This window comes from Streptomyces sp. V2I9, from assembly GCF_030817475.1.
Classification (GTDB): domain Bacteria; phylum Actinomycetota; class Actinomycetes; order Streptomycetales; family Streptomycetaceae; genus Streptomyces.
In genome coordinates, this window is sequence record NZ_JAUSZJ010000002.1 from 5,578,665 (window position 1) to 5,601,975 (window position 23,311).

The following is a 23,311-nucleotide window of genomic DNA, read 5'->3' on the forward strand; positions in this document are numbered from 1 at the left end:
AGGGCTCACCACATCCCGCAGAAAAGCGTATGGAGCCTTTTCCAACCTGCGGAAGAGCACGGCGGGTGGTGCGATCGCCGTGCTTGACTGCTTCAAATGCTGTCGACGTCCAGCCGCTCCGCGGACAGTACCAACTGCGCTCCCCGGCAAACCCAGCGAGGTCATTCCGTTAGGAGTTCCAAGGCTGAGCTATGGGCCTTCGTGGACCTTGAACTCGACGCGCGTGGCCGGGCCGCTGGTGCACGCTGAGGGCGATCCCGTCTGTATGTGTCTGCGCGGCCATGTCCGGGGCGACGAATGTTGATGGATTGCCTGGAGTGGCCCGTGGGCACCGTGTCGACGGCCGTCGGTACCTGCCCATCCTCTCCAGCGGCGCAGTGCCCCTTGCGGACCACGATTGGTCGGGTGCTGGCAACTGCCGCTGGTGACGCCCTCGACCGGGCGGTCGACGTCTTGCCGGCGGACCCCGACTGGCGGCATGAGGCTGCCGGGGACAGGGTCGTACCGCGCCGAGGGATTGCCGTCGACGGCAAGGCGCTGAAGGGCTCGGCCCGCCTGACCGCCACCCACAGGTAGCTGTTCTCCACGATGACCCATGCCATGCCGTCATTCTCGCCCAGCCGGAGGCCGGCGTGATGGGCTTCTGCCGGTACAGCGCGAGATCTGGGTGCCCCTGCTCTAAGAAGTCATCTCATTTGGGTGACTCGGTATTCTGTGAGTCATGGTGGGGATCGTTGAACGGCTGGTGCCGGACGAGATGTGGGAGCTGTTCCAGCGAGTCGTGCCGGTGGCGCCGTCGCGGCCGCAGGGGGGAGGCCGGCGTCGGCACGGTGACCGGGAAGTGCTGGCCGCGATCGTCTTCGTGGCCACGTCGGGTTGTACCTGGCAGCAGCTGCCGTCGGCCTCGTTCGGCCCTTCCGGAGCGACCGCCCACCGGCGGTTCTCGGAGTGGTCGAAGGCCAGGGTGTGGGCCAAGCTCCACCGCCTGGTCCTCGACGAACTCGGCGCCCGCGGCGAGCTGGACTGGTCGCGGTGCGCGATCGACTCGGTGAACATGCGGGCCCTGAAAAGGAGGACCTGACAGGCCCGAATCCTGTCGACCGGGGCAAGTACGGCTCGAAGATCCACCTGATCACGGAACGGTCGGGTCTGCCCATATCCGTCGGCATTTCCGGGGCCAACCTGCACGACAGCCAGGCCCTCATCCCGCTCGTGAAGGGCATCCCGCCGATCCGCTCGCGCCGCGGCCGACGACGGCGCAAGCCCGGCAAACTCCACGCCGACAAGAGCTACGACTACGCCCACCTGCGGCGATGGTTACGCAAGCGCGGCATCACCCACCGCATCGCCCGCAAGGGAGTCGAGTCCTCGCAACGGCTGGGCCGCCATCGCTGGACCGTGGAACGGACCATGGCCTGGCTCGCCGGCTGCCGCCGCCTCCACCGACGCTACGAACGCAAGGCCGACCACTTCCTCGCCTTCACCAGCATCGTCTGCACCCTCATCTGCTACCGACGACTCACCAAATGAGATGACTTCTAAAAGGGCTTCCGCTCGGGTGCGGGGTGTCGTCGGCTGGCGGGCATGGCGTTTGATAGCGGTCGGCCAGATGGTGCGGCGCTTGACGTGTGCCCCCCGCGTCCGGTGCTGGCGGGGACGGACCCGCTGGGTGAGCTGGCGTTGGCCACTCGTTCGCGGCTGTCAGCCGTGACGCTCGTTTGACGCTCCGGGTACCCAAGGACAGGACGACGAGCTGAGAAACGGCCTCTGACCTGGGCTTTTTCATCACGTGCTCAGGTCGACATCTTTTCGATGACGCATCATGTGGAGTGCGTGGCGATCCTTGAGCCGGTGGCAAAGGGCGCCTGACCTGTGGTTTTCTTGGGCTGCTCAGGTACGTCGAGGTGTGCCCGACCTGTTTCCCTCAGTCCACCGCGTGGAGCATGATGCAAGCTCCCGCCATATGTCTCACCTGCGGCTTCGCAGCGGGGCGCGAGTCGAGAGCGCTCTGCCTCAACTTCGTGAGGGGCGGTTTAGGGAAATGTCTTGACGCTCGTTCGACGCTGATTCTGACGGAGCATGATGCGGTCGTCCTGGGTCAGATGGCGCGGGTCAATCGGCTTGTTGGGCTCAAGCCCTCCCGGCGCCTCGGAAATGGCCTTTGACCTGCTGGTTTCTTCACCGGTCGCATTCGAATATCTTCCCGATGGGCGCACGTGGGGTGCGTGGAGATTTTGGAGCCCGCCGACAAGGAAGGTGCTGAAGTGCGGTTTTCTCGGACTGCTCTGATGCGGTGCGGCGGGGTGTGCTCGGCCTGTGTCCCGAAGCGCACCATGAGCCCTTTCCAACCTGACGGTGTGCGCCGGTGGTTGGCGGGATATGCGAAGCGGTGAAGCTCCTGGTAGACGGGTTCACGACCAAGATCACCCGTGCCGACCAGGAGCTTCGCGTGCTTGTCTACCCATCGGCGATCGATCTGTCCAGTGGCCATCTGCGCCACCTCGCCGGGCACCTGGCTGCGCGTCGTCGTGAGATCGGCACCCGGTGGCGGCGCATCACGCCGGGCCGCCAGGCCCTCCTGGTTCTGGCGCATCTGCGCTGCGGTGACACCTACGCCCAGCTTGCCGCCGGGTTCGGCATCGGGGTCGCGACGGTCTACCGCTATGTCCGCGAGGCGATAGAAGTCCTGGCCACGCTCGCTCCCAGCCTGGCCCAGGTCATGCGGACCGCGAGCCGCCCGGCCTTTGTGATCCTCGACGGCACCCTGCTGCCGATCGACCGAATCGCCGCCGACACCCCGTACTACTCCGGCAAACACAAACGTCACGGCATGAACGTCCAGGTTCTCACCGACCCGTTCGGCCGCCTGCTGTGGGCTTCGCCCGCGCTGCCCGGCTCCACCCACGACCTGACTGCGGCCCGCACTCACGGGATCGTCGAAGCTCTCGCCGCTGCTGAACTCAAGTGCTGGGCGGACAAGGCATACCAAGGTGCCGGCTGCCCGGTCCGGGTGCCCTTCCGCGGCCGTCGCCTCAAGCGGTGGCAGCGCCGGCACAACAGCACGCACGCCAAGATCCGCTGCCGCGGCGAGCAGGCCATGGCCGCCCTGAAGGGCTGGCGACTGCTACGGAAGCTCCGCTGCAGCACGAACCGGATCACCGACGTGGTGAAGGCCGTCCTCGTCCTTCACCACGCGACAGCGTGAGGTTGGAAAATCCTCACTAGTACTCCAGCTGTAGATCGTGATCTTGCTGTTCGGGCCGACGCGGAGACGGGTGCGGCCACCGTTGATCATCGCGAGTTGTGTGGACTTACGAAGAGACGGTGGCCGCAGGTCACAACATAGATCCCGGCCGTTGGCGGGAGGCGTTCGAAGTGGCCATGGGGCGGATCGCTGGCCGATTCGCACGGGTCGAACCCCGTCGGCGGGCCTGCCGGTTGGTGCTCGGGCTGCTGTCGGACCTGCCGCGCAAGAACTGCTGGACGATCGTCGAGTGGGCAGGGGAGTCCACTCCCGACGGCATGCAGCATCTGCTCAGCCGGGCCAAGTGGGACGCGGACGCGGTACGTGACGACTTGCGCGACTACGTGGTGGAGCACCTGCACGACGAGCGGGCGGTGCTGGTGGTCGACGAGACGGGCGACGTCAAGAAGGGCACCGGCACGGTCGGCGTGCAGCGTCAGTACACGGGCACTGCTGGGAGGATCGAGAATGCCCAGGTAGCTGTCTACCTGGTCTACGCCGGTGTGCGCGGGCATGCCGCGGTGGACCGGGAGTTGTACGTCCCGCGCTCCTGGACCGCTGACCCCGACCGCTGCCGCGCCGCAGGGCTCAGCGAGGAGACCGCTTTCGCCACCAAACCGGACCTGGCTGCACGCATGGTCGCCCGGTTCCTGGACGCCGGCTACCAGGCCGCGTGGGTTGCGGGAGATGAGGTCTACGGCGGTAACCCGAAGCTACGCACGGTGCTGGAGGAACGCGGCGCTGGCTATGTCCTCGCGGTGGCCCGCTCGCATGAAGCCGTTACTGGGGCCGGCAAACTCCGCGCAGACACCCTGGCCAGGAAGATCCCCAAGAGGGCCTGGCAGAAGCTGTCCGCCGGAGCCGGAGCGAAGGGCTACCGTTTCTACGACTGGGCCGCCATCGACCTCGCCGACCCCCGGCCCGGAAGCCGTCAGCTGCTGATCCGCCGCAACCGCAGCAGCGGCGAACTCGCCTACTACCGCTGTTACGCGCCCGAACCAGTGCCGCTGGCCGAGCTGGTGCGAGTGGCTGGATCGAGGTGGCGGGTGGAGGAGTTCTTCCAGTCCGGAAAGGGACTGGCCGCCCTGGACGAGCACCAGGTCCGCCGCTACGCGTCCTGGTCCCGCTGGGTCACCCTCGCCATGCTTGCCCACGCCTTCCTCGCCGTCCTGCGAGCCGATGAGCACGCCCGCCAGCCGGCACCGAACAACCTCATATCGCTGAGCTGCAACGAGATCCAGCGTCTGTTCATCACTCTCGTCGTCCGCCCCGTCCACGACGCCTCCCATCGGCTCGACTGGTCCGACTGGCGACGTCACCACCAGGCCCGATCCCGGGCCATCCACTACAGGCGCCAAGCAGCGCAGGCATGAGGACGACGATCTACAGCCGCTAGGATCTCTGCGGATTCGATGGCCCCGCTGATCGACGTGGAGGATGCCTCAGTGCTGACGTATGACGAGCTCGTCAGCTGGGCGGGAGCCGAGAACGTCGGACGAGCCGACCCAGGCGCCCTGGCACCTTGGCTGATCGCGGATGATCAAAAGGCGATCCTGGCGGATGTCGGAGTTCCCGTAGCTCATCAGCTGATCGAATACCCTGCCCTGCAACCCGAGGCCGCACCTCAGCTCGCCACGAATGACGGTCGACGGCTCTACCAACTGACTGCGAACCATCACCGCAACCTGGTTCCTGGCCTCCTGTGGGCATTCGGAGTCGAGCCGAGAACCGGCACCGTGTACTACGTCCTGCCTGGCGGTGAGCCGTGGTTCGCCAACTCCAGCGTCGAACTGTGGCTCAAGTGCCTACACCACTACGGGTTGAACCTGACCCAATCCAACATCCTCGACATAGGCGACGAGTTGGAGGAACAGGAAGAAGGAGCGGCTCTGGCCTACTTTCACCGGGTCGCCGCCGAGGTCAAGGAGATCGACCCGGCCGCCTTCGATGGGCCGTCGTCACATCTGATCTGGCCCGAGATACTTGAACTGTGGTACTGGTGATCGGTCAACTGGACTGCTCCGCAGAGGCAACACAAGGCACCCCAAGTCACACAGGTCACGATCTACAGCTGGAGTACTAGGATCGTGCCGACTGGCCGCCGGGCACGCAGCCGCCCAGGGGCGAAGCAATGGAAATTGTGTGGGGGCATCAGCATAGGGGGGCGCGGTCGGCGACGCTACGCCGAACACCCGTGGCCACGGTCCAACACCGCTACTGACGGGAAGCGACCATCTTCACACCGGCTTGCCGCAGCAAACGTCCTGTTGCCGCCAGACTCACCACCACGCCCACCAGCACGCACGCCGCCGTGAGTGTCGCCAGCATTCCCCATTCCACGCTCAGAGGGGCTTCACCGCCGAACACCTCCAGTGCTCCCTGGTAGGCCCGTGCTCCCACGGCGACCACGCCAGCCGCGACCAGTACGCCCAGAACGGAGGTGGACAGCGCCTCCCACAGCGCCATGCGTCGCACCTGCGCCACGCTGATGCCGAGCATCCGCATGCCCGCGATCTCGCCCCCGCGCCTGCTGTACGACATCACCAGCGTGCCCGCTACGGCGATCAGCGCGTACAGCGACGAGGGCACCGTCAGCACCCCTAGTACCAGCTTGTTAAGCCGGTCCTGGTCGGTCGCCCTTTCGCCGAACCACTCGCCGGACGGCACCACCCGTACCCGCTCGGCGCCCACCCGCGCGGTCAGTTCGGCGGCCACCGCCCCCGGTGAGTCCAGGGCCTTCCCGTTGAGTAGTACGGAAGCGCGCGACGGGGCCGCCGCCGCGCCCGCCGCGCCGCTCGGCAGGAGCACCGGCGGCACGGCCGACCCGCCTTCCAGTACCGCCGCGACCCGGGCCTGGACCGGCCGGCCGCCGAAGACCCCGTAGGTCACCTCCGATCCCGCGCGGTGCCCGTACCAGTCGGCGAACTCCCGTGACACGGCGACCGTGCCCGGTCGCAGCGGGGCGAGCGATCCGTCCACCACGGAGATCCGGTGCGTAAGGGCCAGAGTTGCCGGGTCCGCGACCGCCGCCTGTTCCTTCCACACCGAGTGTGGTCCGGCCACGGCCACCTCCAGCTCGGCGGGCGCCGAGACGGCCGCCACCCTCGGGTCGGCCCGCAGCGCCTTGAAGACGTCCGCGCTCAGAGCGTCGCCCCGAGTCGGCTCCACAACGAGTTGCGCGACCGTGCGCGCCCGGTCGTCCGCCTCGGTCGCCGCTCCGGTGGTAGACAGCACCGTCGTGAACGCACCGACTACGGCGAGGATCGCCAGAACCGGCCCCACAAGGGACGCCGTGCGGCGCCGCGACGTGCGCACCGACTCCGCGGCCAGCCGCCCGGCCACCGGATCGGCCCAGCGGAGGGGCAGCGCCATCAGCCGCAGAAGTGGCGGGAGATACACCGGGCCCAGCAGCGTGGCGGCCACGGCCAGCGCCATCGTGCCGAACAGCGCCAGCGGAGTCGCCGCCTCGGCCCCGGCGCCGGGTGCCAGCGCCACCATCACCACACCGGTCGCCAGCGTCAGCAAGCCCGTCACCCAGCGCCCCGCCGTCATGGTCCTGGCGTCCAGGTCCGCCTCGCGCAGCGCCTCCGACGGGCGCACCCGGGAGGCGCGGCGAGATGCGGCCAGCGTTCCCAGGACGGCCATGAACAGTCCGCTGCCCGCAGCGAACAGGAGCGGCCCGAACAACGGTCCCGGTCGCAAATCAACCGGTGCCAGGCCCGTGCCGTTCAGCGCCCCCACGGCGATGGGAGCGGCCACGGCGGCGACCGCGCATCCGCTGAGGACAGCCGGCACCGCCACCGCCAGCGACTCGCCGAGCACCATCCGGCGCACCTGCCCCCCGCCCGTGCCTATCAGGCGCAGCAACCCCATGTCGCGGCGCCGCAGGGCGATTCCGAACGCGCAGGTGCCAGCGACAACGAACACCGTGACGAACGCGGACACCACGCCCGCCATCGCCAGCACGCTCTGCACCCCGCCCAGGTCCACGTCACCACTGGTCAGGGTGTGTGCCGTGCCTGTCCCGTCGGTCAGGGTCACCGAGGCGTTCCCGGCCTGCGGAGACGTGGGTACCGACCAGGTGGCCGCCAGCGCCGAGGCCGACATCCCGACGAGTGCCACGCCCAGGCTCAGCGCCACGAACGTACCGGCGAACAGGGCCCAGTAGTGCCGCACCGAGAGGAGCGAGATCCGCCACATCACCGCTCCCACTCGCTCAGTCGGCGGGCGACGGCGTCCGCCGTCGGGTGGTCGAGCCGCCCGACGACCCTGCCGTCCGAGAAGAACACCACCCGGTCCGCACACGCCGCCACCGCAGGATCGTGGGTCACCATGACCACCGTGCGCCCCGCCCGGTCCACCACGGCGCGCAGCAGGTCCATGACCTGCCGGCCGCTGCTCCGGTCCAGGGAGCCAGTCGGTTCGTCGGCGAAGACGATCTCCGGTTCGGCCACCAGGGTCCGGGCGATCGCCACCCGCTGCTGCTGTCCGCCGGAGAGCTGCGCGGGCCGCCGGTCGGCCTTGTCCGCCAGACCCACCTCGCGCAGCGCCTCCATGACCCGGGCCCGCTTGACCGACCGCCGCCGCAGGCGCAGCGGCAGCGCCACGTTCTCATACGCGTTCAGCATCGGCAGCAGGTTGAACTGCTGGAATACAAAGCCGATTCGGCTACGGCGCAACACTGTGAGTTCCCGCTCGGTGCAGGCAGCGAGGTCGGTGTCCCCGAGCAGGATCTTGCCGCTGTCGGGTTTGTCCAGTCCGGCGGTGCAGTTCAGCAGCGTCGTCTTGCCGGAGCCGGACGGTCCCATCACGGCGGTCAGCGCCCGGTGCGCAATGCCCAGGCTGACCTCGCGCAGGACCGGGACGCGCCCCGCGGGCCCCGGGTAGCTCTTGGAGACGGCGGACAGTTGGACAGCTGGGAGTTGGGTGTCGGTGAGCAGTGACATGTTTCCAGTCCAGCAGAGCGGACTGCCCGGGGCAGTGGGCCTGCAAGGAGTCCCAGAGGGCGGGTTTTCCCTACCAGCGGGGGAGGCCGCCGGGCGGTTAGAGTGGCGGCGGACCGCACGTGAACGGCCCCGGAGGGACACGCACCATGACCGTCACCGTATGGGAGGCCGTGCGGAGGCGCCCCCTGCGTTTCGTAGTCTCCGCCTGGCCACTGCGGTGCTGGGCGTTTCTGCTGAGCGGGACCGTCGTCGGTTTCGGCGTGCTGCTCCTCCTGGTTACCCTCCTTTTCGTCGGGATCGGGCTGTCAGCGGTGGGCGTCGGGCTGGTCGTGCTGATGGGGATCGCTGTCCTGGGCATTCCCGTCGCCGCCCTGGAACGGCACCGGTTGCGACTGGTCGAACCGGAACCGCTCCTCGACCCGCATGGTTCCCTGCCCGGTACGGGCGCCCTGCCCTGGTTGCGAACCCGGCTCCGTGAGCGGGCGACCTGGCGGGAGCTGGGCTACACCCTCGCCCTGGGGGTCCTTTTCACCGCCACCGGGATCGGTTTCACCGCCCTGCTCGGCCTGTCGGTCCTGCTAACGGCAACGCCGGTCATCGTGTGGGTGATCGCACCCGACACCGTGATGCTGGTGCCCGGCCGGGCGGTCTCCGACCCCGTCGCCGCCCTGCCGGGAAGCGCCGCCGGCCTGCTCGGGCTGCTCGTCTCGGCGTACGTGGGCGGACTGCTCGCCAGCGCCCAGGTGTGGGTCGCACAGGCTCTGCTGTCCGCGCGGGACGAGGACTTTAACAGCCGGGTCATCGAACTCACCCGCTCTCGTGCTCGGTTGATCGACGCGTTCGAGGCCGAGCGACGGCGCATCGAACGGGACCTGCACGATGGTGCCCAACAACAGCTCGTGGCGCTCAGCATGACCCTCGGGCTGGCCGAACTGGAGCTGCGCGGCCAAGACTCAAGCGCCACACTGCTCGTCGCCCGCGCCCGCGGCGAGGCCCGTCAGGCCCTGGAGCAGTTGCGCTCCCTGGTGCGTGGCATCCACCCCCAGGTCCTCACGGATCACGGGTTGTCGGCGGCCGTGTCCGAACTGGCCTTGCGCAACCCGATCCCGGTGACCGTCGATGTCGACCTACCGGACCGGTTGCCCTCGGCCGTCGAGACGACGGCGTACTTCACGGTCACCGAGGCGCTGACGAACGCCTCCAAACACAGTGGCGCCGACCGGGTCACTGTCGTCGGCCGCCAGCGAGAGGACAAACTCGTGCTGCTCATTACCGACAACGGCCATGGCGGCGCGGACCCCGTCGCCGGCGCCGGCCTGCAAGGATTGGCGGACCGGGTGGCCGTGCTGAAAGGGAGACTCGTCGTGACCAGTCCCGTCGGCGGACCCACGCAACTGCGGGTGGAGGTGCCGTGCTCCGCGTAGTGCTTGCCGAGGATTCGGTCCTGTTGCGCGCCGGTCTGGTGGAGTTGCTGTCCCGGGTCGGACACGAGGTGACAGCCTCGGCCGGGGACGCGGCGGAACTGGCGCGTGCCGTGGACGCAGACCGCCCCGACGTAGTCATCACCGATGTGCGGATGCCGCCCGGCTTCCACGACGAAGGGCTGAAGGCGGCACTCGAACTGCGCGGCCGGCACCCCGGCCTGCCGGTTCTGGTGCTGTCCCAGTACGTTGCCACGGCCTACGCGACCCAGCTGTTCAGCGGGGATTCGTCGGCCGAAGGGGGCCTCGGCTACCTCTTGAAGGACCGAGTGGGGGAGGTCACCGACTTCCTGGACGCGCTGAACCGCGTAGCCGACGGGCAGACAGTGATCGACCCAGAGGTGGTCCGCGTGCTGCTTCAGCAGCGGACCACCGAGGAGCCGCTGCAGCGGCTGACGCCCCGTGAGCGGGAGGTTCTGTCCCTCATGGCGGAGGGACTCAACAACCAGGCCATCGCCCAACGGCTCACCATCACGGAGGCGTCGGTGGTCAAGCACTCCAGCAACGTCTTCATGAAGCTGGATCTCGATCCAGCTGAGGGCAACCGGCGTGTCCTCGCCGTCCTCGCCCACCTCCGCGGCGAGGCCTTACGAACCTGACCAGGTCGCCCGGTTCGTGGGCAGGCCGTCAGCTCTTTCCGTCGCCCCGGCCGGACACGACCGACGCGAGATCGGCGTCGGTGCCGAGCAGCCGCGTCAGTCGCTGGGCCGACGTGTCCCAGGACCAGTGGGAGGCCACCCAGTCGCGGCCGGCCTCGCCCATCACGGCGGCCCTGTCCGGGGCGCGCAGGAGCGCCGACACGGCCTGGGCCACGGCTCCTGCGTCCGTGCCGTCCACGACGTGGCCCGTCACCCCGTCGACGACCGCGTCGACCGCGCCGCCGGAGTCGCCGGCGATCACGGGCAGGCCGCCGGCGGCCGCCTCCAGGAACACGATGCCCAGGCCCTCCGCCTCCAGTCCGGCCTTCCGGGTCCGGCATGGCATGGCGAAGACATCCGCCGCCGCGTAGTAGAGAGCAGTCGAGGCGTGGTCCAACCCGCCTGTGAAGACCACGTGGCCGTCGGCGTGACGGCGCGCCAGCCTGCGCAACCGGCCCTCGTCGGGGCCGCCGCCCACGATCACCAGGACGGCTTCCGGCACGGTCCGCCGTACGGACGGCAGTGCCCGTATCAGCATGTCCTGGCCCTTACGCCGGACCAGCCGCGAGACGCACAGGACGACCTTGCGGCCCGTGAGACCGTGCCGTTCCCTGACCTGCCGGGCCCGGTCCGGCTCAGGCAGGAACGCCGCCGGGTCCACACCCGGGACCAGCCGCACCAGTTCGGCCCGCGGTCCCAGCGCCGGCGCGATACGGCGACGGGTGTACTCGCCGAGGTAGGTGACGGCGTCCACGTGGTCGCCGATGCGCCGCATCACCCGACGGGCGCCCGGGGTGCGCGCCCACCAGATCTCGTGACCGTGCGTCGTGGCGACGATCCGCCGGATTCCGCCGCGCCGCAGCGCCGGGGCCATCGCCGCGAGTGGGGCGGCGGCCCCGAACCAGACCCGGTCGCAGCCGTGCCGGCGGGCGATCTCCAGCGTGCGCCGAGTCACCGTCGGAGTGGGCAGCAGCGTGCGGGCCGGGTCCCGGACGACCGGGAACGGCAGCGTGGCGTCGAACGCGGCGGCGCCGGGCTCGCTGGACGTGTGGACGACCACGTCATGTCCGGGGACGCGGATCGCCATGGCGTGGACGAAGGTCTCGATGCCGCCCTGACGGGGCGGGAAGTCGTTGGTGACGATCAAAGTGGTACCCATGGTGGACGCTGCCTTCGGGACGGAGGGTGATCGGGTGTCAGGTGGTGAAGAGGTAGTTGCGGCAGTCCTCCGTGACGCGGGTGACGGTGACCCAGCGGCCGCGGCTTCGGCGGTGGGCCTGGTAGCCGATGCCCCGCAGATGCCGCAGCACGTCGGCCGGTTCGGCTCCGTACTTGGCCAGGTGACGCCGCTCGATCTCCAGCAACAGTGTGGGACGGTGCCTGCGCAGAGTTGCCGAACCGCCTTGGAGAAGCCCGAGTTCGGCACCCTCGACGTCGGCCTTGACGAACGCCAGCCGCCGCATGCCGACCTCGTGGGCCAGCTGGTCGAGGGTACGGACGGGGGTCACGACGGTGCGGCAGTCACGGAACTCGGCATTGCGGCCCGGCCCATTCGCGCCGTCGGTGAGGTAGGCCCGTCCGTGCACGGGCAGCCCTCGCCGTACCGGCACGCTGAGCCTTCCGCGCCCGCACCATGCGCCGAGGGCCGCCCGGTGCACGGTCACGTTTCGGGCGCCCAGCAGCCGTGCGGTGTTCCGCAGCCAGTGGTACGGGCCGGGCAGCGGCTAGACGCTGTACACCCGGCCGGACGGCCCAGCCAGGGCGGCGAGCACCCATGTGTACAGCCCATATTCGGCGCCCGCGTCCACGCACACCGAGCCCGGCGGCACGAACGCCCGCAGGCCCGCCACCTCGTCCTCCACGAAGGGGAACCGATGGGCACTCCACCGCAGGGCGGCCGCCACCGCCGCGGTACGACGGGCCCTCACCGGACACTCCACGCCGCCGGAACCGGGAGCGGGGGCCGTGCGCCCCGGACGACGTGACTACGCGCGGGTTCCACTCGGCGGGTGCCGGCCACCAGCCGGGCCAGCACGGCCAGGGCGGCGGGGAGCGCGAGGTACCCAAAGCGGCCGGCCGGCGCGAGGAGAAACGCCACGCACAGGCCGATGGCGAGCCGGTCGGCTGCCGGCACCAGACCGCTCGGCGGGCGGAGCAGGAGGGAAGCGGCGACCGCCAGCCCGCCCGCCAGTAGCAGCCCGGACGCCGCGTACCATCCGGCGGGGCCGAGGTCGGCGAGCAGTCGGCCCGGCAGCGGACTGGCGGCCGGAGTCTCCCACGCCCCACGCCCGGTCGGGAACGCGAAGACCTGCTGCACCAGGGGCCCGGGCGCCAGCAGCGCGCTCGGCAGTATGAGCAGGACGGTCCCCCCCACCGCAACGGCCGCCCCGCGCACGGCCTCCCGGCTGCCGCCCCGGTAGGCCAGGAGCGACACGGCCACCGCGATCGCCGGCCATGCCGTCCACTTCAGGGAGCAGGCGGCGGCGAGAGCCAGCCCGGCGGCCACCGGTCGGTGGCGTGCCGCGTACGCCAGGGCCAGGAACAGCAGCCCGGTCAACGGGAGGTCCACACCACTGACGCAGAGCGGGAGCGCGACGACCGGTGAGGCGACGAACACGCCGATGGCGTGGCGGCTCAGCCCGCCCCCGCCGGACGTCGGCGAACTGCCAGCCGGAAGGCGGCTCGCCCGGCGAGCCGCCCAGAGGCAGCCCAGGAAGGCCGCGGCGCACCAGAGCCGGGCGTCCCCCAGCAGCGCCGCCGACGGGCCACTGTCGCCGAGCACTGCACGCGGAAAGCCGAACACCGCCATCCCCGGTAGGTACGGGGTGACCTCGGCCACCGACCGGGGATCGGCCAGATAGGGAGTCGCCTGATGCAGTGTCAGCATCCCGGAGCGCTCGACCACGCCGACTTCGCTCTGGGCCGCGCCGGTCAGGAGCAGCAGAGCGAGCGGTACGACGACGGCACCGCTGACGGCGCACCCGACCGAGACGGCCCGGCCGTAGGGGTGCGCCGACAGCGCGGCGACCGCCGCGCAGAGGTATCCCACGCACGCGCTCGCGCCCCATAACCGGTGCGGATCGGGCGCGGTGATCAACGGGAAGACGACGGCCCACACTGCGGCCAGGAGCCAGCCTGCGGGAATAAATTTGCCTGTGTACGGACGGAGTTGAGCACCTCGATTCAGCACCCGTCCATTGCATCGGGGGCGTTGTCCCAGGTCATGACAGCCAAGTCGAGACCTGGAGGTCGGGTTTTCCCCACCATCCTGGGCCTGATGCCTCGAAGCACACTCCTGGGTACCGGACTCCGCACGGGTCGGACGGGGTTTCCCGTCAAGGCTGCCGTCGTACGAGTTCGGCGGCGACTTCCTTGGCCGTCGGCCGATCGATCTTGCCGACGAAACGGCCGCCGACGAGGAAGATCGCGCGGTCCGCACGGGCGGCCACTGCCGGGTCGCGGATGGCCACGACGACGGTGCGTCCGGCCTTCTCCACCAAGGTGCGCAGCACACCCGTGATCCGCCGACTACCGGCTCCGTCGCGTGAGTCCGTCGGTTCGTCGACGAACAGGACCCGTGGTCCAGCAGGCAGAGCCCCGGCCATGGCCACCCGCATCCGTTGCTCTGCTGAGAGACCGGCGAGGTTCCGGTCGGCCTCCTTCTCCAGACCCACGTGGTGCAGCGCTTCCAGCACGGCGGCCCGCCGGGCCGTGCGGTCGGTGGCGCACACCCCCCGGTCCACGTACTCGTACGTCGTGAGCGCCGGAGGCAGCGCGGGCGGGTGCGGAACGTAACGCCCGCGCAGCTCCATGAGTTCCCGCTCGTTCATGGCGTCCAGTTCCCGTGAGCCCCGGGAGACCTTGCCCCGGCTTGGTCGCTCCACCCCCGAGGCGCACCGCAGGAGGGTGCTCTTGCCCGCGCCGGATGGCCCCACGACCGCGGTCAGGAGTCGCTCCGGGAAGCCGACGCTGGCCTCGTCGAGGGCAGGCCCGTGGTCGGTGGCACCGTGGTGGTCGACGGAAATCCTGACCAACTGGACGACGGGAAGGCGGACATCGGTGAACTTGGGCATGTGGCTCAGTCCTCGTCGAGGTTCGGGAGCAGGTCGACCCGGTGCAGCAGGGGGACAAGGGTGAGGCAGTAGACCTGACAGGAGAGTGCGGGGGCGGGTTTTCCCACTGCCGCCACCGAGGCGGCGGTGTGATGGCCCCTCGCAGTGGCCCAACTGCGGAGCCCGGGTGGCCGACCTGGCTCGAAGTTGTCAGCGAAGACTCCCCGGGGCCTAGTCTCAAACGTGTCACGCGATCCGGAAGGAGCCAGGAAAGCAGTGGTCGACGAGCGAGTTGTCATCGTGACCGGTGGAGGTTCAGGCATTGGAGAGGCCACCGCCCGGCTGCTTCGCGAAGGGGGGCACCAGGTGGTCGCCTCCGGTCGGCGGAGCGAGCCGTTGCGGCGCCTCGAACGGGAGACCGGCGTACTCGCGCATCCGTCCGACGTCGGTGATCCGGAGGCCGCCGACGGCCTCGTCCGAGCCGCGCTGGCTGCCCACGGACGGATCGACGGTGTGGTGCTCAACGCGGGCATCGGCCGGGGCGGTACCGTCGGCGACCTGTCGCTGGACGACTGGGAGGCGGTGATGCGCACCAATGTCACCGGCCCTCTGCTGCTCCTGCGCGCGGCGATCCCGCACTTGCTGGAGTCGAGCGGAGCGGTGGTCGCCGTTGCTTCGGTCTCCGCCCTGCGGAACGGCACGAGCAATGTCCCGTACGCCACGTCCAAGGCGGCCCTGCTCCAGCTGTGCCGTTCCGTCGCCGTCGACTACGGGCGTCAGGGAGTACGAGCCAACATCGTGTGCCCGAGCTGGGTGCGCAGCGAGATGGCCGACCGTCGCATGACGCGCTTCGCTGAGGAGGCGGACTTGGGAGGAGACGGCGCCCGCGCCGCCTATGAGGAGGTGACCAGGCTGCTGCCACTGGGGCGACCGGGTGAGCCGCGTGAGATCGCGGAAGCAGTCGCCTGGCTGTTGTCACCGGCGGCGTCGTACGTGAACGGTGCCGTTCTCACTGTCGATGGCGGGGCCACGGCCCTGGACCCCGGGACGCTGGCCTTCGACTTCCACGTCGCGCCACGCGGCAGCGAGGTCCCCGACACTCCATGACCATCACCGCCCGGCCGAGGCGGCCCGCTCCGGACCCGTCGCTCGCGGCGGATCAGGGCTGCCGGGCCGGAGCGGGCCGGTCGTGAATGGGCAGCGCGTCCGCCATGGACGGCCACATCCGGGCGATCCCGAGCAGTGTCTCCGGACTGCCGTGCACCACGCCGGGCAGGGGGCCGGAGCCGGACGGCGGGGTGCCCGCGAGCTTGGCGCGCCGGGCCTGGTCGAGCGCCCCGGCGAGTGCGGCAGTGGCGAGCCGGTCGTCCCGTACCCCTGTCTGCCGGGCGTGCCGGTGCGCCTCCTCGTATGCGCCGGGCCGGACGTACTGCTGGAGATCGAGGAGCGCGTCGTACGTCTCGATGGTCTGCCGGTGCGCCTGCAGCGCCAGCGGCGAACGCGGCAGCAGCACCTCCCGGAACCGGGTCCGCTGCGGGCTCGCGAGCGCCACTTGGGGCACTGCCCCGACGAGATCGCGCCACAGCGGCCACAGACACCAGGTGACCCGTAGAGCGGTCCACGACCGAACGAGAGCTGTCACCGTGGGGACCAGCAGGGACGCAGCCCGGATGAAGCCGTGGACGCCGATGACCAGTGACAGGTAGGGGAGCATGGCGGCGGTACCGCCGTAGAGGTGCCAGAGGTAACCGGACCAGAAGGCGACGGCGAAGACGCTTCCCACCGCGAACAGCCGGAGCGACCAGATGAGATCGCGGTCCGACGAACGCAGACTGAACGCCCAGCAGACCACGAAAGCAACGGAGTCACCGATCAGATGAGCGACGATCAGGATGAGCCAGTAGGCGACCGCCGGATCGGCCGGCCCTTGCAAGGACGCGGTCTCCTTGCCCGGCCGGCCGATCTGCAGCAGGTCGAGAATCAGCAGCGTTCCGATGGTCACCGCCAGGGCGCCCGCTACTGAAAGCCGAAGGTGACGAGCGCGGGCGGTATCGACCATGGAGACGAGGACCAGTCCGGCGCTCAGCACACCGACCAGGTTGCGGATCAGAGCGACCGTGTGGACGTCCACGCCGGCGTTGGTGAGCCACGCGACGATACTGGGTTGGAAGAGAGTGATCGCGATGGTGGCGGCCAGCACGGTGAGCCACAGTCCCCGTTGGTGGGGCTGACGCAGGGCGGGCCGGGCCCGGCAGACCAGCGCGAACCACAGAGCAAAGACGCTGCCGACCCCGATATGGGACGCCAGCTCACCGGTCGACATCGACCGTCACTCCGAGGAACGCGCCGATCCGTCCGAGCGGTCCGGCCGCGCGTCCGCTCGTGCCGGCGCTCTGTATCAGGCTGGCGATCATCTCTGCTTCCTGCTCCTCGGCTGTCGTATAACTGGTGCGTGCCATCAACCGCTTGACAAGGTGGGGCTTCAGGTCGCTGAGAAGCCGGCCCGTCAGTTCCTCGCCGTCTCCCGTCACACCTCGATGGTGGTCGCACAGCACATGGCCGATCTCGTGCAGGATGATGTGCTCTCGGTGAAGGGGCGCAGTGCGGGCCTCGTAGAAGACATAATCGGCGTCGTCCGTGCCCAGCCAGAGTCCGCAGGCTCCGGCGACCGCCGTCTGCTCGGGGAGTTCTCTGAGAACGAGCGGACGCCCTCTCAGCTCCTCCACCCGCTCACGGATCGCATCCAGCGACAGTGACCGGTGCACTCCGAGATCGCGCAGGATTGCCGCACACCGGCGCTGCAACTCGGCGTACTCACTCGTCTTTCTCATCTGCCGTCACCCCCGTCCAGGGCGACGGAAGCGATGAAAGGCGCTTGGGCGCCTGCGTGAGCGGGCGTCGCCCCTCGTGGTCTCACTGGTCGTTGCTGCCCCGACTTCTCGCATGGGTCCTATTGGTCAGGACGGTGTGGACGTCCCCTGGTCTCGGAGTCATCGGACATCGCGTTCACGAGGGCGAGCAGGGCGTCGAGCCCGGCTTCTGACAGCCCATCGGCCCGAAAGGCCAGCGTGCGCACCTTGTTGTTCGCCAGAGCGACGGCGAACTCCATCTGGCGCCTCACCCTCTCGGACACCTCCTCGTCGGTGAAGTAGTCCGGGGTGACGCCGAAATGCTCTGCCAGGATCCGGAGGTGGTCCCGCGTCACGTTCCGCTTTCGCCCGGTTGCCAGTTCCCACAGGTAAGTGGCCGAGAAGTGGCGCCCGGTGCTCTTGCGGATCTCCTCGGAGATCTTGCTGTAGGGAGGACGGTTGCCCCGGTAGTACACGTTGAGGATGTCTTCGAGCCGCCGAGCCAGGGGTGACGAGTCCGCCTTGCCGGTGTCACCGCTGTTGCTACTGACCAAGTCTCCAACTCCCGCGCATGATTCTTCACCTTGTCCAGCGGACAGAACATGACTCTCAAAATAGGCGGTGGCCGCTGTCTTGGAAACTCTTGCCCGGCTCTTCGAGTGTCTTTTGGCTCAAACTCGACATGCATCGGGGGTGGCAGCCGCGTAGAGGGTCACACATGCCAATGGCCAGGCCGGAGCGGACGCGAACCGGGTTACCAGCGGTTTGGTTGACACCCTTTCATCCGCTGAGTACGGTCCCGAGTGCTTGCGGCGGCCCTGTGCCGGGCATCCGATCGTTCGTCCGTCCCCGACTCTGTCGACCGCGGAGCGCTGGGCGGTCCGCCGAGGAGCATGGGACGGTCGCGTCGAGCATCGGCGCCACACCGGCTGACAGGGGGAATCACGGAATGGCGGCCACACCACAGCCTGGTAGTCCATCAGGGATGCAGTCTGCGCGGACCGGGCGCAGCTTCCCGGTTCCGGCAATGGCGGACCCCTCCACCGCTCTTTCCCGCGCGGCCGTTCCCGCCCGGACGCTGGCCTGGACTGGCCGCGGCCGACCGACGCGTGCGGATCTCAAGCCCGGGCACGGACCCTTACCGGTGCCGCCGGTGTGCAAGTAGCGCAAGAGTCGAGTGAGGAGACACCGCCTTGGTCCGCCTGCATCTCACAGTGGAGGGTCTTTCTCGCATCCGCTTTGTCGGCTCGCTCGGACCGGATCTCGAATCCCGGTTCGCCGAACTGAGATACGCGGATGCTCGTCCGGACGAGTTCGCGGAATGGCGCATGAAGGTGCGGCGAAGACTGCGGAGGCCCGGTGCTCTTGGTGTGCCGGGCAACGGCTCGCAGCGGGAACTGAGGGTGGCGCCCAGCGTCGACGCGCTCCGCTTCAGTTCGGTCGCGGTGGTGCCGTTCTGGGGGCGCATCCGGAACTACCTGGAGCTGGAACGCGAGGCCAGGGGGCGCGCTGTCCTGACCGGAGGTGTGGAGCGCGTCCTGAACAACCTTCATCCTGCTGTTAGTTGGAGCGCTCCGGTCCTTCGGGTGGACAACGACCAGGAAGAACAGGGAACCGACCTTCTCGGCGACGGTCTGGTCATCGCCCCGTCGCTGTTCGCGCCCGCGCCGATGGTCGTCGACGCGGAGACGGGCGGACAGGGCGCGCCCGTCCTGGTTTACAACGTCTCGCCTCCCACCGACGCCGCGGCCGGACTCTGGCGGCAGCAGGAGGACGACCGTGCCGCTGCCTTGAGCGAGTTACTCGGGCAGACACGCGCGAACGTACTCGAATCCTTGCGGTCACCCGTGTCCATCAGTGACATATCGCGTCAGCTCGACCTCTCCCACCCCTCCGTCAGCCGCCACCTCGGTGTGTTGCGTAGGTCCGGGCTCATCGCGGCCGAACGCCGGAACAACCTGACCCTGCATCGCCTGACCCACCTCGGCGAGGTGGTTCTCGGCCGGCAGGACTGACCGCGGATCAGCTGCCACGTTACGTGCGGGGCGATCGGCGTCCACGTTATCCCCCGAGGCGATGACGGCGTCCTGGCGCGGGTGGTGGTCTAGACGGCCGGACACGAGAGCGGTCAGGGCCGTGGCCCCGCCAGGTTTCCGGGGGATCTTGAGGTGCCCGAAGACAAAGGGCGCCACGGCGACGATCTCCTCGTCGGTGACGGGGGTGACGCTGTCGAGTAGGCGCTGGTTGATGGGGAAGGTGATCGCACCAGGCGTGGGGGGCCTGGCTGTCGGCGATGGTCCGTGGGACAGGAATGGTGACGCGTTCGCTCGCGGCTAGGCACTGTCCGGCGGAGCATGTGACTTTCCGACTGGTCGCTCGTTGGATGAGGCATGAGTCGGGGGGATCTGACGAGTCGCGAATGGTCGCTTCTGGAACCGCATCTGCCGCTGTCAGGTGGCCGGGGAGGCCGGTGGAACAACCACCGCACGGTGCTCAACGGGATCCTGTTCCGAATCCGCACTGGTGTCCCGTGGCGTGACCTCCCAGGACGATACGGCTCCTGGAAAACCGTCTACGAACGGCATCGCCGCTGGTCTGCGGACGGAACCTGGGACCGCATTCTGCAGGCGGTCCAGGCCAACGCCGACCTGGCGGGCCGGATCGACTGGGGCATGGTCGGCGTCGACTCGACCTCCTGCCGGGCCCACCAGCACGCCGCCGGCGCCCGCATAGCCAAGCCTCGGGTCCCGAAAAAAGGACGACGCCCCGGCACTACCGCCCCGACGAAGGGCTTGGACGGTCCCGGGGCGGCCTGACCTGCAAGATCCACCTCGCCGGCGAAGGCGGCTGCCGCCCACTGGCCCTCCTACTCACGCCGGGCCAGTGGGGCGACGCCCCGCAGATGGTCGAGGTCCTTGACCGGATTCGGGTTCCCCGACCGCAGGGCGGACGGCCGCGGACCCGGCCCGACCATGTCAGCGGCGACAAGGCATACAGCTCCCGCCGCAACCGGCGCTACCTGCGACGACGCGACATCAAGCACACGATTCCGGAGCCGAAGGACCAGCGGGCCAACCGTCGGCGAAAAGGCAGTAACGGCGGCAGGCCCACCGGCTTCGATCGCGACCGCTACCGGCGGCGCAACGAGGTCGAGCGAACCATCAACCGGCTCAAGAACTTCCGTGCTGTCGCAACCCGTTACGACAAACGGGCCTACGTCTTCCATGGCACCGTCACCGCAGCAGCGGTCCGCTTATGGCTCAGACCATGATCCGCAGGACAGTGCCTTGCCGTGCCGCGCGGATCCAGGCTGCACCCGCATGACCCATATGTACCCGGCCAGACCAATCGATCCGCGCACCGTCGCGTCAGCCCATGCCGACAGAACGCTGCCTCCGACATTCCATCCCAGGCTCCACAAGAGGAGCAAACTCAGTGCGCTTGCCACTATGACTGCGCTCCCGTACCTGACGAGCGTCGTGCGGCCTCTGCCCAGCCAGGTTCCCAGAAGCCCAGCCGGGATCTGCACCATCACATGGAAACTTGCGCAAGCCAGCGGCACAGTAAGGAGGAGGACAAAGGGTGCATCTGCTGTGGGATCGCCTGGCGGGGTCGCATAGGCGGAGTCCAGCATCCACAACGGCGGTACCAAGAACGTGAGCAGGAGTACGGCTCCGCTCAGATGCATGGCGCCAAGGTGCCGCAGTGCCGAATGTGGAGCCCCGACGCTTCGTCCCCTGGCAGTCGGACCATTGGTTCTCTCGCCCATATCTCCCCTCCCAACGCCCTGCAAGCGTGGGACATGGTAGTCAGGCGGTTGCCCCGTCCTCGCACGGCGTAGCACGTCCCGCACGGAAGTCGTCATGATCCGCCGGACAGTGTCTAGGGGAGCTTGGTGTCGTCGCCCTGTTCCGGTTCGACACCAACGCCCCGAGCTCCGGATGCATGGCCTTGGCCGCCGTGGCGCTGCCTGCGACGAGGCCGCCCCGCCGACGGGTGCGACGATGGTGCTGAGCGTGCCTGTCTCTACGAGGAGTTTGAGGGCCGCGGTGCCCTGGTCGGCGATGACCAGCGGGTGGTCGTAGGCCGGGACGAGGGCCAGGCCGCGCTGCGCCGCGAGGGTCCCGCCGCGCGCGTTGCGGTCCTGGGGTAGCGGTTGATTACCACCGTGACCGACGTGGACGCCTGGCAGCGCCGTCACCCACCCCACTCCCGCTCCCATCCGAATCGGTGTCGGTAACGTCAGCCCCCCAGGTCGGCCAGGCAGTCGCCGACCAGGGGCCCGGCCTCTCCGCTACCGAACGCGCCCGCGTCTTCGACCGCTTTCCGTACGGCGACTCCCACCCTCCGCGCCACCGTTGGCTCTGGCCTCGTCATAGCCCGCGCTGACCGCATCACCCTTGACGCCGCCCCGGCCAGGAGCCCGCCGCATCCTGCTGCCCGGCCTGCCGCAGGGCCCTTTTCCGAGGACCCGCCGGGGGATGCATGCCGTGCTCCGCAGTCACCACGGCCACGCGGCCTTTCCCACGCCAGGTCATCTTGATCAGGCCGCATTGCTCCAGAGCCCACGCTGTCTGTGTCTGGACCGGCCCCAGGCTTGGAGTGGATCGTCAGCAGCATTCGTCACACTGCCCCTTCAACGGCGGGCCCCTCGTATGCACTGGGCAGACCGACACGACTTCACCGCGTGAGGCTCCGTACAGGGGAGGTGCTGCCGTACTGCGGGTAGCCAGGACGCGCCAGATTGCCGGTGCCAAACCGACGGCTGGCCGTGACGCTCATTTGACGTTCCGGGCGCCGGGTGCCCCTTATTCGGGACCCCAAATCACCTCTGACCTGCTGCTTTCCTGCCTGCGCCCAGGCCGACATCTTTCCGACGACGCACCATGTGGAGTGCGTGGCGATTCTGGAGCCGGTGAAGTAGCAGGCGTTGACCTGGGGATTTGCAGTCCGGTCATGTCGCTCGACCTGTTTCCCGCTATCCAACAGGTCGGGCGGGTGGTGTGCTTGCCAGAGGCGGCGTGACCTGCACGGTTATGGTGAAGTGGCGCTCCAGTCGGTGGCAGTGTCACCGTGGCCTTGGAAGATTTCGACGCTTAGACCGTGTCCTACATGGTCAGTTTGAGGAACCGTTTGTGGCAGCAGAGTGCGGCGGCGAGGCCGAGGAAGGCCAGGTAGTTGCGGGGGCTTCGTTCGTAGCGGTGGTTGAGCCGGCGGTAGCCGGTCAGCCAGGACATGGTGCGCTCGATGACCCGCCTGCGGCGGCCAAGTCGTTCGCTGGACTCGATGCCCTTGCGTGCGATGCGGACCCCGATGTGTTTGCCCCAGAGCCATTTCCGCAGGTGGGGGATGTCGTACGCCTTGTCGGCGTGGAGGCGGACTGGTTTGGATTCGGTCGCGTGGGATTCGTGTCCCATGTGGAAATGGGACAGCATCGGCTTCAGTGCCTGGCAGTCGTGGGTGTTGGCCGCGGAGAGTCCGACGCGTAGGGGCAGTCCGTCCACATCAGACAGGACGTGCATCTTGGAACCTGGCTTGCCCCGGTCCACGGGGCTCGGACCTGCAAGGTCGCCCCTTTTTTAGCGCGGACGTGCGCGGAGTCCAGGACCGCCCAGGACAGGTCGATCAAGCCCTGTTCATCCAGTAGCTGGAGAATCTTCTGATGTAGCCGGCCCCACACGCCGGCTCTCGACCAGATGACGAACCGACGGTGCACGGTCGACTTCGACGCCCCGAAGCACGGCGGCAATGCCCGCCAGGCGCATCCACTGACCAGCACGTAGATGATCGCTGCGAAGACCGCCTCATCATCGATGTTCGCAACCCCGCCAGCTTGCGGCCGCACGCGCGCCGGCGGCAACAACGGCCTCGCTATCTCCCACAGCCCGTCCGGAACGACTCATCCCCACCGTCCACTCCCCATAGCGAACACAACGACCCACCGACCATGTAGGGCACGGTCTTAAATGACGCCCTACCTGACTGATCGCCAGGCAGCTGGGATCCCCGTTGCGAGACGACGACTTTCGCTCGGAGACAGTCGTCGTGATGGGCAATGCCGCTTCAGTGCGTCGAGAACGGGTGCCTGGGGTTCGTCGAGA

The 23,311-nt window shown here is 68.8% G+C and carries 20 protein-coding genes and 1 pseudogene; 9 read left to right on the forward strand and 12 right to left on the reverse strand.

What is annotated here, in order from left to right; all coding sequences use genetic code 11:
* The first annotated feature begins 721 nt into the window (after positions 1 to 721).
* The 4 genes from QFZ71_RS24450 to QFZ71_RS24465 all read left to right on the forward strand — a co-directional run bounded on the left by QFZ71_RS24450 (position 722) and on the right by QFZ71_RS24465 (position 5,247).
* Positions 722 to 1,530 (forward strand): IS5 family transposase gene (locus QFZ71_RS24450; RefSeq protein WP_373465149.1). Its coding sequence is split into 2 segments (ribosomal slippage): positions 722 to 1,070 and positions 1,070 to 1,530, totalling 810 coding nucleotides; the frame shifts between segments, so codons are not numbered across the junction.
* 919 nt (positions 1,531 to 2,449) lie between these two features.
* Entirely contained in the window at positions 2,450 to 3,205 is a 756-nt protein-coding gene (locus QFZ71_RS24455; RefSeq protein ID WP_307670309.1) for a transposase family protein, read from the forward strand.
* Positions 3,206 to 3,381: 176 nt separating this feature from the next.
* On the forward strand, positions 3,382 to 4,617 hold the full coding sequence (locus QFZ71_RS24460) for an IS701 family transposase (RefSeq protein WP_307670310.1): 1,236 nt from the start codon (positions 3,382 to 3,384) through the stop codon (positions 4,615 to 4,617).
* A gap of 39 nt (positions 4,618 to 4,656) precedes the next feature.
* The gene (locus tag QFZ71_RS24465; RefSeq protein ID WP_307670311.1) at positions 4,657 to 5,247 is read left to right on the forward strand and encodes an SUKH-4 family immunity protein; all 591 of its coding nucleotides are present in this window, start codon (positions 4,657 to 4,659) and stop codon (positions 5,245 to 5,247) included.
* A gap of 211 nt (positions 5,248 to 5,458) precedes the next feature.
* On the opposite strand, the gene QFZ71_RS24470 is transcribed toward QFZ71_RS24465, so the two are convergent.
* Complete coding sequence (locus tag QFZ71_RS24470) at positions 5,459 to 7,444, reverse strand: FtsX-like permease family protein (protein WP_307670312.1); 1,986 nt, start codon at positions 7,442 to 7,444, stop codon at positions 5,459 to 5,461.
* Positions 7,444 to 8,190, reverse strand: coding sequence for an ABC transporter ATP-binding protein (locus QFZ71_RS24475; protein WP_307670313.1), 747 nt, complete (start codon positions 8,188 to 8,190; stop codon positions 7,444 to 7,446). The genes QFZ71_RS24470 and QFZ71_RS24475 overlap by 1 nt, the downstream gene beginning before the upstream one ends.
* Before the next feature lie 146 nt (positions 8,191 to 8,336).
* On the opposite strand from QFZ71_RS24475, the gene QFZ71_RS24480 reads away from it, so the two are divergent.
* Both QFZ71_RS24480 and QFZ71_RS24485 read left to right on the forward strand, forming a co-directional pair.
* A complete protein-coding gene (locus tag QFZ71_RS24480) occupies positions 8,337 to 9,614 on the forward strand; it encodes a sensor histidine kinase (RefSeq protein ID WP_307670314.1) in 1,278 nt (425 codons plus the stop codon).
* Positions 9,602 to 10,270 carry a response regulator transcription factor gene (locus QFZ71_RS24485; RefSeq protein ID WP_307670315.1) on the forward strand — a complete coding sequence of 223 codons (669 nt, stop codon included), beginning with the start codon at positions 9,602 to 9,604 and terminating at the stop codon, positions 10,268 to 10,270. The genes QFZ71_RS24480 and QFZ71_RS24485 overlap by 13 nt, the downstream gene beginning before the upstream one ends.
* Positions 10,271 to 10,298: 28 nt before the next feature.
* Here QFZ71_RS24485 and QFZ71_RS24490 read toward each other — a convergent pair whose 3' ends face one another.
* The 5 genes from QFZ71_RS24490 to QFZ71_RS24510 form a co-directional block, all read right to left on the reverse strand.
* Positions 10,299 to 11,468: a glycosyltransferase family 4 protein gene (locus QFZ71_RS24490; RefSeq protein WP_307670316.1), complete on the reverse strand. Its 1,170-nt coding sequence runs from the start codon at positions 11,466 to 11,468 to the stop codon at positions 10,299 to 10,301.
* 37 nt (positions 11,469 to 11,505) lie between these two features.
* Positions 11,506 to 11,973, reverse strand: coding sequence for an FkbM family methyltransferase (locus QFZ71_RS24495; protein ID WP_373465150.1), 468 nt, complete (start codon positions 11,971 to 11,973; stop codon positions 11,506 to 11,508).
* Positions 11,974 to 12,033: 60 nt separating this feature from the next.
* Positions 12,034 to 12,237: a hypothetical protein gene (locus tag QFZ71_RS24500; protein ID WP_307670317.1), complete on the reverse strand. Its 204-nt coding sequence runs from the start codon at positions 12,235 to 12,237 to the stop codon at positions 12,034 to 12,036.
* Positions 12,234 to 13,358 carry a glycosyltransferase 87 family protein gene (locus QFZ71_RS24505; protein ID WP_307670318.1) on the reverse strand — a complete coding sequence of 375 codons (1,125 nt, stop codon included), beginning with the start codon at positions 13,356 to 13,358 and terminating at the stop codon, positions 12,234 to 12,236. The genes QFZ71_RS24500 and QFZ71_RS24505 overlap by 4 nt, the downstream gene beginning before the upstream one ends.
* 286 nt (positions 13,359 to 13,644) lie before the next feature.
* Positions 13,645 to 14,382, reverse strand: coding sequence for an ATP-binding cassette domain-containing protein (locus QFZ71_RS24510; RefSeq protein WP_307670319.1), 738 nt, complete (start codon positions 14,380 to 14,382; stop codon positions 13,645 to 13,647).
* Positions 14,383 to 14,637: 255 nt separating this feature from the next.
* Here QFZ71_RS24510 and QFZ71_RS24515 point away from each other — a divergent pair, with 255 nt between their 5' ends.
* Positions 14,638 to 15,468, forward strand: coding sequence for an SDR family NAD(P)-dependent oxidoreductase (locus tag QFZ71_RS24515; RefSeq protein WP_307670320.1), 831 nt, complete (start codon positions 14,638 to 14,640; stop codon positions 15,466 to 15,468).
* A 52-nt stretch (positions 15,469 to 15,520) separates the two neighbouring features.
* Here QFZ71_RS24515 and QFZ71_RS24520 read toward each other — a convergent pair whose 3' ends face one another.
* From QFZ71_RS24520 to QFZ71_RS24530, 3 genes are all read right to left on the reverse strand, one after another.
* A complete protein-coding gene (locus tag QFZ71_RS24520; protein ID WP_307670321.1) occupies positions 15,521 to 16,684 on the reverse strand; it encodes an MAB_1171c family putative transporter in 1,164 nt (387 codons plus the stop codon).
* Entirely contained in the window at positions 16,671 to 17,192 is a 522-nt protein-coding gene (locus tag QFZ71_RS24525) for a regulator component (protein WP_307670322.1), read from the reverse strand. The genes QFZ71_RS24520 and QFZ71_RS24525 overlap by 14 nt, the downstream gene beginning before the upstream one ends.
* Positions 17,193 to 17,311: 119 nt before the next feature.
* Positions 17,312 to 17,764 (reverse strand): hypothetical protein, encoded by a 453-nt coding sequence (locus QFZ71_RS24530; RefSeq protein WP_307670323.1) that lies wholly within the window; start codon positions 17,762 to 17,764, stop codon positions 17,312 to 17,314.
* 639 nt (positions 17,765 to 18,403) lie between these two features.
* Here QFZ71_RS24530 and QFZ71_RS24535 point away from each other — a divergent pair.
* Complete coding sequence (locus QFZ71_RS24535; RefSeq protein WP_307670324.1) at positions 18,404 to 19,225, forward strand: winged helix-turn-helix domain-containing protein; 822 nt, start codon at positions 18,404 to 18,406, stop codon at positions 19,223 to 19,225.
* A 375-nt stretch (positions 19,226 to 19,600) separates the two neighbouring features.
* Positions 19,601 to 20,481 (forward strand): IS5 family transposase gene (locus QFZ71_RS24540; protein WP_307670325.1). Its coding sequence is split into 2 segments (ribosomal slippage): positions 19,601 to 19,961 and positions 19,961 to 20,481, totalling 882 coding nucleotides; the frame shifts between segments, so codons are not numbered across the junction.
* A 620-nt stretch (positions 20,482 to 21,101) separates the two neighbouring features.
* Here QFZ71_RS24540 and QFZ71_RS24545 read toward each other — a convergent pair.
* Together QFZ71_RS24545 and QFZ71_RS24550 are read right to left on the reverse strand one after the other, a co-directional pair.
* Positions 21,102 to 21,354, reverse strand: a pseudogene (locus QFZ71_RS24545) (pyridoxal-phosphate dependent enzyme); the annotation flags it as partial.
* Positions 21,355 to 22,318: 964 nt separating this feature from the next.
* Positions 22,319 to 23,094, reverse strand: a protein-coding gene (locus tag QFZ71_RS24550; RefSeq protein ID WP_307671566.1) for an IS5 family transposase whose coding sequence is annotated in 2 segments (ribosomal slippage) — positions 22,319 to 22,785 and positions 22,785 to 23,094 — 777 coding nt in all. Because the reading frame shifts where the segments join, the coding sequence is not laid out codon by codon here.
* Between the last annotated feature and the right edge of the window lie 217 nt (positions 23,095 to 23,311).